Source organism: Oceanisphaera arctica, assembly GCF_002936955.1.
In the GTDB taxonomy this organism is placed as follows: domain Bacteria; phylum Pseudomonadota; class Gammaproteobacteria; order Enterobacterales; family Aeromonadaceae; genus Oceanimonas; species Oceanimonas arctica.
The window spans coordinates 1-11,395 of the sequence record NZ_MPZM01000062.1; the positions used below are offsets into that span (position 1 = coordinate 1).

Here is an 11,395-nt window from a genome sequence, read left to right on the forward strand (position 1 = left end):
CACCCATGCCCTGGTGCACAAGGTGCTGCTGGAAGGCAAGCAGGCGGTGGGTGTGCGCTATGAACGCCAGGGGCAGGTGCAGGAAGTACGGGCCGGCAATGAGGTGATCCTCAGCGCCGGCTCCATCGGCTCGCCGCACCTGCTGCAGCTGTCGGGTATCGGCGCAAAAGAGACTCTGCAGGCGGCCGGTATCGAACTCCAGCACGAACTGCCCGGCGTGGGTGAAAACCTGCAGGATCACCTGGAGTTCTACTTCCAGTTTCGCTGCAAGGAGCCCATCTCCCTCAACGGCCAGCTGGGGCTGTGGAGCAAGTTCAAGATAGGCAGCCGCTGGCTGCTGAAAAAAGACGGCCTGGGCGCCACCAACCACTTCGAGTCCTGCGGCTTCATCCGCTCCAAGGCCGGGGTGGAATGGCCTGATTTGCAGTACCACTTTTTGCCGGCGGCGATGCGCTACGACGGCAAGGAAGCCTTTTCCGGCCACGGTTTTCAGGTGCATGTCGGCCACAACAAGCCGAAAAGCCGGGGCACCGTCAAGGTGGCCAGTGCCGACCCCAAAGTGGCACCGAAAATCCGCTTCAACTATCTGGAGCACGAAGACGACCGGGAAGGCTTTCGCGCCTGTGTACGTCTGACCCGGGAGATCATCAACCAGCCGGCGATGGACCCCTACCGGGCGGAAGAAATCCAGCCCGGCGAGCACATCCGTACCGATGAAGAAATCGACGCCTTCGTACGCCAGGCGGTAGAAAGCGCCTATCACCCCTCCTGCACCTGCCCCATGGGCACGGACGAGCGGGCTGTGGTGGGGCCGGACACCCGGGTACACGGCATACAGGGGCTGCGGGTGGTGGACTCGTCCATTTTTCCCACCATTCCCAACGGCAACCTGAACTCGCCCACCATCATGGTGGCGGAGCGGGCGGCGGATCTGATCCGGGGCAAGACGCCGCTGGCCCCCTCGGTGGCAGAAGTGGGCATGGATGAACAATGGCAGCAGCGCCAGCGGGCGAGCTCTCCCCTGCGTCGCCTGCCCTGATCCTGCGCCGGTACTGAACGGCCATTAGATGGGCCGCCCTGACTGGCTCGGGCATCATCCAACACTCCATCATTCACATTCCATCATCCGACACGGCACCTACTGGTGCCGTGTCGCCGTTTGACGCCGACACCATCCCCCTCCTGCAGGTCGTTTTAAGACAATACCTTGCCGCAGCCAGAGGCATGCCGAAGACAAGGCAGGGTACCATGCCGACATAACAACAAGATAAACGGGAGAACACCATGGATAACCGCCTGAAAGGGGGGCTGCTGACCTCGGCCGGGGTCGCGGTGCTGAGTCTGGACGCCCTGCTGATCCGGCTGATCAGCGCCGATCCCTGGATTTTGCTGTTCTGGCGCGGGCTGCTGCTCAGCCTGTGCATCGGCGGTGCCTGTCTGTTTCGGGCCCGCCGCTACCGTCCCACCCGCAAGCTGATCTCCCTCGGTCTGGGCTCGGCGCTGTTCTATGCGGTCTGTACCGTCACCTTCGTGATCTCGATACGGCTGACCAGCGTGGCCAATACCCTGATCATCCTCAGCGCCGCACCACTGATCGGTGCCCTGCTCAGCCGATTTGTACTGAAAGAGCGCGTATCCGGCCGCACCTGGCTGGCGATATTGCTGTGCCTGGGCGGACTGGCGCTGGTGTTTTCCGGCAGCCGGGACGGCAGCCATCTGCTGGGGGATCTCACCGCCCTGCTCTGTGCCGCCAGCATGGCCGCCAAGTTCGTGGTAGAGCGAGCCGCCAGCCCCGCCAACATGACCCCGGCGCTGGTGCCGGCCGGCCTGCTGGTGAGCCTGTTCGCCCTGTTTCAGGCCCCCACCCTGGTGATGCCGACCCAGGACATACTATGGATGGCCATCCTCGGCCTGCTGGTAGTCCCCCTGGCTTACGCCCTGATAACGCAAGGGCCGCGCTATCTGTCGGCGCCGGAAGTGGGACTGATAATGATGCTGGAAATGCTCCTCGGCCCCTTGTGGGTCTGGCTGGTACTGGCGGAACAACCCGGCCAGCAAGCCTGGATGGGCGGCCTGGTGGTACTCGTCGCCCTCGCCTGCCAGTCGTGGCCGGCCAATCGACGCAAGGCGGTATTGGCCCCGACTCCCTGCGAGGCTTAAGCCACTACTCCTCCTGCCTACCTGGGCCAACGCGTGTGCAGATCGTCAATCACATAAGGATGTACGTGATGTTTTAGACCGCCGGCCAGGTGGGGGTGGTCGTCCGGCAGATCAACATGGTGATGATAGATATCCGTTGGGTCTTCTGCCGGCCACAATCTGGCGGCCAGTACAACAGAAACCAGAGCCGCACAAGCAAACAGCACCAGGGTGGGAACGAGCCCCAGCGCGCTGCCAAGCCAACCGGCCAGGGGGTAGGCAAACAGCCAGCAGGCATGAGACAGGGAGAACTGGGCGGTAAATACCGCCGGTCTATCATCCGGGTGCGCCGAGCGGGCCAACAAGCGCCCCGACGGGGTCTGTACCAGGGCATAGCCGACACCGAGCAACAGCCACAGGGGCAACACCCACGCCAGCCCCTTGATCCCCGTGGCCACCAACAGCCCCGCCACCAGGCATGTTCCTCCGGCAAGCATCAGGGTTCGTTCCTGCCACCGTTTCAGCAGCAGCGGCAGCATCAGCGCCGCCATCATGGAGCCCGCCCCAAAACAGGCCAGTGCCAGCGCCGTATCCTGTTCCGCCAACCCCAGCCGGGCCTGAACTATCACCACCGTATTGACGATGACCATGGCACCGGCAACGGCTACCGCCACGTTAAGGGCCAGCAACCCCCTGAGCCTGGGAGTGGCCAGATACAAACCCAGCCCCCGTGTCATCTTTTGGTGGAAAGAGGCCTTTGCCGCGCTCTGCCTGTCCGGCAATACCGTGACCAGCAGCAGCCATGCCGAGGCCACAAAGCCGGCCACCGTGCCCGCAAACAGCCCATGCCAGCTGGTAAGAGACAACAAGACCACCGCGATGGCAGGGCTGAGCAGATTTTCCAGATCATAGGCCAGGCGCGACAGCGACAAGGCCCGGGTGTACTGCTCTTCGTCCTCCAGTATCTCGGGAATAATGGCCTGATACAGGGGGGTAAAGCAGGCCGAGGCCGACTGCAACAGAAAGATAAGGATATATAGCTGCCATGCCTGACTCACGAAGGGCAGAAACAGCGCCACGGCTGCCCTGAGCAGATCCAGGGTGATCAGCAGAGGACGGCGCGGAAGATGCGAAGTGATGGCGGCGGCAATAGGAGAAATGAAGACATAGGCCACCATCTTGATGGCGAAGACGGTGCCAAGCACGGTGCCCGCCTGCTCCCCCGAGAGTTCGAATGCCAGCAAGCTCAAAGCCACGGTGGCCAGCCCGGTGCCCAGCAGGGCGATCACCTGGGCAGCAAACAGTTTTCGGTAAGTGGGGTGAGCCAGTACGCCGAGCATGGTATCTCCCTCCCCCCATTACGTTTTACGGATACTGTCCATCGCATCATTCCAGGCTTGCAAGCCATTCCCAGCTTTTATCTGTTCAATGCCCTTCCGGGTAAAGGTGCCGGGAGTCGCTATGGCGTTGCCGATATCGCCATAGTCGAGCTCGGGCCGGGATTCGGCGAGCTCGAGGGCACTGCCGATAGAATGAACCACCATATCCCGTGCGGTTTCCTGGTTCATACCCTGGCTAACGCTCCAGTCGATCAGTTGCTGCACCAGAAAATAACTCCAGCCATGCAGGCAGCCATGGGCCAACGCCACATCGAAGAGGGCTTCCGACTCAAGCACTATGACCTTGCCGATGTTGCCCAGCAGTTGCTCGGCTACCTCATTGGCAGGGAACAGCGGCACGGGTCCGGCACAGACCTCGGCACTGGCAGGAGGCAGAGAACGTGTCAGGGTGACTTCTTGCAGTGCCGGATATTGCCGCAACTGCGCTAAGGTGACACCGGCGACCACCGAGATAACCAGCTGCCTCGGTTTGAACGTCAGACCCTCCAGCAGAACCTCCAGACTCTCCGGCCTCACCGCAAGCAGTATGATATCGCTGTTATCCACTACCTCCTGGTTATGGTCGGCAATGGAACACCGGCAGCGTTCGGCCAGCAACGCCGAGGCTTCTGCATTACGGGTGCTCAGGGTGATTTGCCTTTGATCACCACTCTTGCGTAATCCGGCTACCGTGTAGGTGGCCAGATGACCAACCCCTAAAATCCCGAGTGTGTTTGTTGTCATGTTTTGTTTCCTGTGTTTTTCAGGACATTACAGCATCCAGATAGTGGTTTTTTTTCCGCCTGCGACCTTAGCATGTTGCATGAGTTCCCAGATTCAGAAAACAACGCCGGTCAAGTCCAGAGTCGGCACATCGGACAAAGGGCCCGCTCCGCCGACTCGCCGTAAAGCCGTCACCCTCGCGAAGGCGGGGGTCCAGTGCGAACCTCCATACCGCCACAGCCATCAACCCTACGCACCCTGCCCGATTGCAGAAAACCGGCAAGTTCTCCCCCACAAACTGCCCACAACCCAACCAAATTGACACACCCGCCTCGCAAAATACCCTTTTCTCGTTTATCTTTTCAGACTCATACGACAAAAATGGACCCAAACAAGTAAGACGGGCATGCGCTTAAGCCCCGGAACGGCGAGGGGCGGTAGCGTAGATGTTGGTTATCACAATACTGAACTTGTATACAGTACATTTAAGAACAGCAGCCAGCCATGCGCATATTGCTGCGCTGATATGCTCAAAAAGAACAGAAGCATCAGAAAAATATATGGTAGAACATAAGGTTAGACAGCTTCTGTATGGGGATAGTGAGCAAGGCCTGAGTAAAAATGAGCATGCTCATTTCTCACTCTATATAAAAGCTTAAAACTTCTGATTAAGGTAATAAAATCATAACTTTAATTAGGAAGGCGAGACCGCCGCAATTGAACAAAAACGCGCATGCGCAGTATTAAAATGTTATACGGAAAGATGACTATCAAACACTCTGAAAATTCTTCATATCGCGAAAAGCTTGTAGAGCACCTTTTCGTGGGCGAGTTACTCAAACTCTCTTGGCAAAGCAGAGACTGCGCCCTCGAAATTGCTAGTCCAGAAGTGGACAACTCTGGATATGACCTGATCGCAGAGCAAAATGGAATTGTCCGTCACATTCAATTAAAGGCGTCATATATTGGTGGTAAAACGGCTCGCCAAAAAGTTCATACCAAGCTAGCTGTTAAGCCATCGGGTTGCGTTGTCTGGATTTATTTCAATGAATCAACATTGGAATTGGGCCCATTTCTGTTTTTCGGCGGTAAGCCCGGAGAGCCTCTGCCTAGTCTTGAGGGAATGAAGATCGCCAAGCATACCAAAGGTGATCAAGATGGTTTTAAGGCAGAGCGGCCCAATATCAGAGAGCTAAACAAAGGGCACTTCACTGCATTAAGTTCAGTAAAAGAAATATATGCGGTTCTTTTTGGCAATGCCGTATAACAAGGCCAGGCAGTGCGACCCATTTTTCGTTGCGCCTTCGGCTACACTACAAATGGTCGCCTGCTGGCGGCGTTAGGCAAATCGAGGGGTGGCAGTGTCCGAAGAAACAAAATCAAATGTGGTTTTTTATGGGTTCTTTGCCATTTTGATAGGCGGATTTTATTTATGGATAAATAGTGACAAGGGCCCACCTGAAGCAAGTCCAAGCTGGGGTACTTGCTACAATTCAGCCTACGCCATAAGTCACCCAACTCATAGTAAGGTGCAGGATCCTGTATCTATAATTTTGGGTGATCTCGTGATTCGAGAGCAAATATTCACCTGCAGAGAAGAGTTCATACGATGGCTGAATTCTCCAGTGTCTAAAAACTCCATAATGAATGAGGAGCAAGCAAAGGTAATAAGAAGATATCTGGGCTGCCGTGATAGGGGTTATTCACATAAAGAGTGCAGCTCAAACTAAGCATTGCCTAACAAGGCCATCAACCATCGCCACTTCGTGGCTGGACAGCCTAAAGCGCGCTTCGCGCACGGCTGCCGGTTATGGCGGCGTTATGCACCAATACAATTGAGAGGGTTGTCATTCATGCGAAACTTCCTGCTGCTCGTGCTGTTGCTGTTCATGAATCAAGCAAATGCGCTGCCTACGCGTGCGTACGTTGCTACAGAAGAACAAGAGCGCTCCGCTCTTTGCGCGATAGAAGAGTTGCCGAACACAGTTCATCAGAATTTGCTCGACGCCTCGTTACGCTTCCTTTCAGATCAAGACAGGATCGCAATTAGCGAGGCATACCAAGTTGATGACGTTCCGAGAAGTCTCACTCGATGCTATCCCGTTCATGCCGCAATAACACTTGGAAAATCATATTCTGAACGAGAATTTGCACACTTCTATGATCTCAGCGAGCGATTTATGCGATTCCACCTTTTACTGGAGGTCGCAAAGAAAAGTGGCAGGCTAACGCCAAAACAAATTGGTAAGGCGAAGGAAGCCAACTTCGAAAGCATGCGAAAAATCAACTTGGAATTGTACTAGCTCTTATGTCGAAGAACTAACAAGCCACCCATGTTAAGTGGTTAGCTTTTTCTCAGGCCCTCTACACTTAAAGGTTCGGGTTTGATGTATTGATGAGGCTCTGATGCCTAGGCCACGTGCTACTCAAGTAAGCTTGGAAGATGCGCCTTTTTATCATTGCGTCAGTCGCACGGTGAGGAGGGCGTTTTTGTGTGGCGTCGAACACTATTCTGGTCAATCTTTTTAGCATCGCCGAGACTGGGTAGAGCAGCGATTACTGCTGTTAACTCAGGTGATTGCCATTGATATTGCTGCCTATGCGGTGATGTCTAATCACCTGCATGTGGTGCTGAAAATTGATGTTGATACTGCACAAACGTGGTCCAGTGTTGAGGTGGTTCATCAATTACTCTTTAATATGGGCCGCATGATTCCCGCCTTCATATATTGTAAACTTTATCAAACAAAACCATTCATATAATGACAACGTGGTAGAAAATGGTTTTTTAAAACAAATGATGTCATATATTGATCAAGGTGTTGTGGTTAATATCAACGTAGAAGGTGTGACACTGTCTTTGTACACAAAGATCATGTAAACGATGTGCTTAAGGAGTAAGTATGGACTGGTCATGGAAGGTATTTCTAATCACTTTACCTATTGCAATAATCTTTAGCATGTTTAGCCGCGGGGCAATGAATGCTCAAAATGTAGCAAAGCATGGCCCGGAAGCTGATTACCGAGCCAACCCAGGCATGGCTATCTTTGGTTCAATTACTGGTGGTGCTGTTTGGGCTGCAATTATTACAGCAATCATAGGCCTATTTTAGCTTGGCCTTAACAAGGCCAAGCACTCAGAAAAATTACTCGCTGAGCTCCTAATTTTCCGGTGTTGGCGGCGTTATCTTTAGAGTCGCAACTTCAACATGGATCGAAATTTGAGTGCCAAAAAGTAAAAGTAGGAGAAAGCAGTGGCCATTATTCGCTCGAAGAAGTTGGAAGTCATTTTGGTGTAAGCCGCATGACAGTTAGTCGAGCCGTAAAGGCCCATGTGAAATGTGAGACCTGACCCCAAATTGCAAATTGCGTACTGTTGTCTGGAAAAAGTAAAAAATAGCAACCGGCTGATAATAAAGAGTTTTACCTTTCCTTTTTTGTTTACCTAGCAGTTGAACCCATGCCACGTTTCCCGGTTAAATATGTATGCTCCCGGATCAAGATAAAACATGCGCAGCCAGCCCTGTGTTTGGTTGGTTTTGCACCATGGCAGAGGCAAAAGAGAAAGCAGGCCATAATGCAGATGAGCCGGTTTTCCCGCGGCATTGCCGGTGGTGCCGACTGTTCCCAGAGACTGGCCAGCCTGTATCATGGTCAGGAGCCTTGCTGTTTGCAGCTGCAAATGAGCGTAATAATGCAACCGCCATTTTGGCCCCAACGTAACGACTACCTTCCCGCCCTTGCCAAGCTCTCCCACAAACAACACCAGCCCATGGGTTGCAGCCACCACGAGCGTGCCTTCTGAGGCGAAAATATCAATGCCCTTGTGGGTAACCGAAGTGCCCCAGGGTTCATACCAGAAGGTTTCCGGGTTCCAGCTGTTTTCGTCAGCCCCCTGCGCCGGGATACCCCTTGGCTCAGGCAGCAGCCAGCCGGCCACAAAGACAAGCAAAAAAGCCGAAATAAACCATGTTTGCATCAAGCAGCCGCTCAGTACATTTACAATTTCTGGCAATATTCCTGCGCCTTGAGCCGGGCGGCAATAAACCCACTCAGGCTGAAGCTGTCTCCGGCAATGTCACTATCGTGCATAAACTCATCAGGGTAGAGCACATCCACATCAATACTCTGACCCTTGCCCAATAAGTCGATCAAAGCAGGGTTTGCCTTGATGTAAGTGAGGATCATGATCAGGGTATTAGGTGTAAGCGGGGTTGTGCCGACCAGCGGGACATTCAGCCCAAAGCGTGTATCCCCCACCCGAAACAACATGGGAAGATCGCTTCCTTTCAGTGCTGCAACATCACTGTTGGCACTCGACCAAGACAGTAACAAAATGTCATTATCGCAATCGCCCTTATGCTTGGAGAAACCAAACTCCCTGCCCCAGACCGTATCGCCATGTGAAGAGTAACTAATCATCTGGCCGTCGTGACTGGTAACTTTCCAGTCTTTATAGGTCCACTCCACTTCCAGCGCACTTGCCGTGTGAGTAACCAAAACCATCGATAACACAAGGTGTAACAGGTAATTCATGGCGCATCCTCATAATGAAAAACTATCAACATGACAGGCATTTAAAGCACTGTCTCAGTACCTTGACCGTCTGTAGCGCCCCCTCCCCGTCCGGCGGGCACTGCGGCGACTGGAAAGGCGAGCTCCGTATTGCTGATGTAGGTAATCCAGATCCATGTTCCACTCGGCAATGGCCTGGCCAAGATCCGGCCCACCGTTACTGGCCCGAGCTTTGGCGCCGTGCATAAAAGATGAGATGGAATCGGTGATTTTGATGTATCTGGCGGATGATGACGGCACTCCCCACTCGGCGGCATAAACTCTGTCGGCTACATCGTCGAGCGGATCATAAAGCAGCAGGTCGTCCAGTATCTGTCGGCGGCGGGTGGTTTTGACGCCTTTGCTTTTGCCAACATGGTAACCACTGAGTGACAGCAGGCCCTGGCTGCGCCAGTTTACCTTGCTCTTGAATGAGGTATTTTTTGTGCGGTTTGACTGCGATACGGTTTTACGAAATGGCTGTTGTGGAGGGGGGTTGAAGAGAATCAGGTTATCTTTAGGCTCAGGAGTTGGTTCACCTGACTCTGCCTTGAGTATGTTGCTCTCTACGCTTTGACTCTGATTAATAGTCTCTGACTTTTTAGACAGAATACCATCATAGTCGTCATTCTGGCCAAGATTAAAAATCAGCTCGAATACACCCCATATAAATCTTAAAATGCCACCGATGATTTCCAGCGCCAAACCCAGCAAGGCAAAGAACAAGGGCAGAGCAAAAATCAAAATAACAATGACTTTGAGAAGCGAAAGCAATATATCCATATTTACCTTCCCGACCTGTTCAGCAAGATTGCCTTGCCAGAACTACTCCCTAAACCATTCAGTATTGACCAGGAATGCAGAAAATGCCCCGAGACCTGCCTCTCGGGGCACTGTTTTATTCGTTGCTCTCAAACAACTCCTCAGGCACTTCATCAAAAAAGCGGCAGAACGGCCTGCTTCCAACCAGAGTCACGCTCTGACGGACCCGGGTCACGCGCGTCACGCATCACGGGGGTCAGGTCTTGTCTTTTGCTCAGGACGACCACCTGAAGGGCAAAATGCTGGCCAGTGAACGGGGTTGATTGGTTTGCAGCCGACCTTCTGCGCCAGGGAAGGCGCAGCAGAGCCCCCAAGGATGGGTTTACGGCGTGTCGGTGGCAAGACAAGCAATCCCGTTTTACGCAGACCTGACAACAAAAACGCCGGCATTTGCCGGCGTTTTGCATTGTCTTCCCCAAGACAAAACCTTATTCATTTTACTTGCGCAGTACGCCCTCCTCTACCAGCAGATCGTAGATGGCCTTGGCGGCGGCCTGGGGATCATCCCGGATGATCTGGCCCTTGCCGCCCTGAGCCTTCGCGGTCGCCTGCTTGAAGCGGTCGGCGGCGGTTTTGGCGGTCGACACCTTGAGTCGTTTGGGCCTGGATTTGGCCGCCGACAGGGTCCACTCGGCCCGGGCCAGATCTGCCTCGGTGGCTGGCGTCAGCCGCGCTATGTTGCCACGCCGGGCCTTGGCAAAGGCAATCTGCCGGGGCTCGGCGGCGGCACTCTCCACGCTGGCAACGAACGGCAGCCTGACCTTGATGCGCCGGCGCTGGCCTCTGGGCAGGGCCTGCAACAGGCTGGCTTCGTCGTTCTCGATACTTTCAATGGCCGCAATGCCGGTGACCAGGGGCCAGCCCAGGCGCTCCGCCAGCAGGTAAGGCAACAGGCCGGAGCCTTCGCCGCACTCGGCCCGCACCCCGGTCAGCAGAATATCCGGCTGCTGCTCGCTCAGGTAAGGCGTCAGCACCGCCAGGGCATCGTCTTCCGCCGTCTGGTTCAGCACCGTCAGGCCGTCTATGCCCATGCCCAGATAATCGCGCAGGGCATCCTGCTCGGGATCACCGGCATGAATGGCACTCACCTTGCCGTTCAGAGACGGAGGCAGCGAAAGGGCCAGCTCCAGGGCGCAGGCGTCCTGATGGGCGCGCCGTGCACGCCCGGATACCGGGTGCTGGCCCTCGGAGACCAGCACAGCAATATTCAGGGTGTCAGGCTGCATCACTCACCTCCTGGGGGGATTTGGCTTCGACCAGTTTCATCAACTCGGCCAGGATCTCGCTGCTGTCGCCGATGGTGGTCAGGCTGGCTCGTTTGACCATGTCACAGTCGGCATCCCGGTTGATGGCGACCACCTTTTCACATTTGCCGATGCCCTGCAGATGCTGCACGGCGCCGGAAATGCCGATCGCAATATAAACGCGGGCGCTGACCCAGGTACCAGTCGCCCCCACCTGACGGTTGCGGGGCATAAAGCCGTCGTCCACCGCCACCCGGCTGGCCCCTTCCGAGGCACCGAGCAGGGTCGCGGCCCGATGGAACTGGGGCCAGTCGTGCACACCGTTGCCGGCCGAGAGAATGAACTCGGCCTCGGCCAGGGGAATTTCGGCGGGATCCACCGCCACCTGACCCAGATCTTCGAGTCGGGAACAAGCCGGTGCCGACAGTTCCAGCTTCTGTTCCAGTTCGAGCGGGCCGGCTTCATAGCGATACTCGCCGCACGGCAGAGCGCATTCTTCCAGCAACAGCATGACCCGCGACCAGGGCCGGCTGA

Annotated in this window: 12 protein-coding genes; 5 read left to right on the top strand and 7 right to left on the bottom strand. The window is 55.0% G+C overall.

Annotated elements, in window-relative coordinates; translation table 11 throughout:
- Together UN63_RS15625 and UN63_RS15630 are read left to right on the top strand one after the other, a co-directional pair.
- Positions 1-1,039: GMC oxidoreductase (locus tag UN63_RS15625; RefSeq protein WP_181068268.1), on the top strand; the 1,039-nt coding region annotated here is incomplete at its 5' end.
- Positions 1,040-1,284: 245 nt separating this feature from the next.
- Complete coding sequence (locus UN63_RS15630) at positions 1,285-2,160, top strand: DMT family transporter (protein ID WP_104488321.1); 876 nt, start codon at positions 1,285-1,287, stop codon at positions 2,158-2,160.
- Positions 2,161-2,177: 17 nt separating this feature from the next.
- On the opposite strand, the gene UN63_RS15635 is transcribed toward UN63_RS15630, so the two are convergent.
- Together UN63_RS15635 and UN63_RS15640 are read right to left on the bottom strand one after the other, a co-directional pair.
- Positions 2,178-3,479, bottom strand: a complete 1,302-nt coding sequence (locus tag UN63_RS15635) for an MFS transporter (RefSeq protein WP_104488324.1) — start codon at positions 3,477-3,479, stop codon at positions 2,178-2,180.
- Positions 3,480-3,497: 18 nt separating this feature from the next.
- Positions 3,498-4,262: an NAD(P)-binding domain-containing protein gene (locus UN63_RS15640; protein ID WP_104488326.1), complete on the bottom strand. Its 765-nt coding sequence runs from the start codon at positions 4,260-4,262 to the stop codon at positions 3,498-3,500.
- 742 nt (positions 4,263-5,004) lie between these two features.
- Between UN63_RS15640 and UN63_RS15645 the strand changes: the two genes are divergently transcribed.
- The 3 genes from UN63_RS15645 to UN63_RS15660 all read left to right on the top strand — a co-directional run bounded on the left by UN63_RS15645 (position 5,005) and on the right by UN63_RS15660 (position 7,354).
- Positions 5,005-5,508: a hypothetical protein gene (locus UN63_RS15645; RefSeq protein WP_104488343.1), complete on the top strand. Its 504-nt coding sequence runs from the start codon at positions 5,005-5,007 to the stop codon at positions 5,506-5,508.
- Positions 5,509-6,094: 586 nt separating this feature from the next.
- Positions 6,095-6,544 (top strand): hypothetical protein, encoded by a 450-nt coding sequence (locus UN63_RS15650; RefSeq protein ID WP_104488328.1) that lies wholly within the window; start codon positions 6,095-6,097, stop codon positions 6,542-6,544.
- Positions 6,545-7,144: 600 nt separating this feature from the next.
- Entirely contained in the window at positions 7,145-7,354 is a 210-nt protein-coding gene (locus tag UN63_RS15660; RefSeq protein ID WP_104488331.1) for a hypothetical protein, read from the top strand.
- Positions 7,355-7,686: 332 nt separating this feature from the next.
- Here the strand turns inward: UN63_RS15660 and UN63_RS15670 are convergent, their stop codons facing one another.
- From UN63_RS15670 to UN63_RS15690, 5 genes are all read right to left on the bottom strand, one after another.
- Entirely contained in the window at positions 7,687-8,256 is a 570-nt protein-coding gene (locus UN63_RS15670; protein ID WP_219821193.1) for a M23 family metallopeptidase, read from the bottom strand.
- The gene (locus UN63_RS15675; RefSeq protein ID WP_104488336.1) at positions 8,241-8,777 is read right to left on the bottom strand and encodes a hypothetical protein; all 537 of its coding nucleotides are present in this window, start codon (positions 8,775-8,777) and stop codon (positions 8,241-8,243) included. Before UN63_RS15675 ends, UN63_RS15670 begins: the two co-directional genes overlap by 16 nt.
- A 54-nt stretch (positions 8,778-8,831) precedes the next feature.
- On the bottom strand, positions 8,832-9,578 hold the full coding sequence (locus tag UN63_RS15680; RefSeq protein ID WP_104488338.1) for a hypothetical protein: 747 nt from the start codon (positions 9,576-9,578) through the stop codon (positions 8,832-8,834).
- Positions 9,579-10,054: 476 nt separating this feature from the next.
- Positions 10,055-10,843 (bottom strand): electron transfer flavoprotein subunit beta, encoded by a 789-nt coding sequence (etfB, locus tag UN63_RS15685; RefSeq protein WP_104488340.1) that lies wholly within the window; start codon positions 10,841-10,843, stop codon positions 10,055-10,057.
- A partial coding sequence (locus UN63_RS15690) for an FAD-binding protein (RefSeq protein ID WP_146084763.1) occupies positions 10,833-11,395 on the bottom strand: 563 nt, incomplete at its 5' end. The genes etfB and UN63_RS15690, both read right to left, overlap by 11 nt.

Coding starts and splice junctions, on each gene's coding strand:
- UN63_RS15630 (WP_104488321.1), top strand. CDS start 1,285: ATGGATAACCGCCTGAAAGGGGGGCTGCTGACCTCGGCCGGGGTCGCG.
- UN63_RS15635 (WP_104488324.1), bottom strand. CDS start 3,479: ATGCTCGGCGTACTGGCTCACCCCACTTACCGAAAACTGTTTGCTGCC.
- UN63_RS15640 (WP_104488326.1), bottom strand. CDS start 4,262: ATGACAACAAACACACTCGGGATTTTAGGGGTTGGTCATCTGGCCACC.
- UN63_RS15645 (WP_104488343.1), top strand. CDS start 5,005: ATGACTATCAAACACTCTGAAAATTCTTCATATCGCGAAAAGCTTGTA.
- UN63_RS15650 (WP_104488328.1), top strand. CDS start 6,095: ATGCGAAACTTCCTGCTGCTCGTGCTGTTGCTGTTCATGAATCAAGCA.
- UN63_RS15660 (WP_104488331.1), top strand. CDS start 7,145: ATGGACTGGTCATGGAAGGTATTTCTAATCACTTTACCTATTGCAATA.
- UN63_RS15675 (WP_104488336.1), bottom strand. CDS start 8,777: ATGAATTACCTGTTACACCTTGTGTTATCGATGGTTTTGGTTACTCAC.
- UN63_RS15680 (WP_104488338.1), bottom strand. CDS start 9,578: ATGGATATATTGCTTTCGCTTCTCAAAGTCATTGTTATTTTGATTTTT.
- etfB (WP_104488340.1), bottom strand. CDS start 10,843: ATGCAGCCTGACACCCTGAATATTGCTGTGCTGGTCTCCGAGGGCCAG.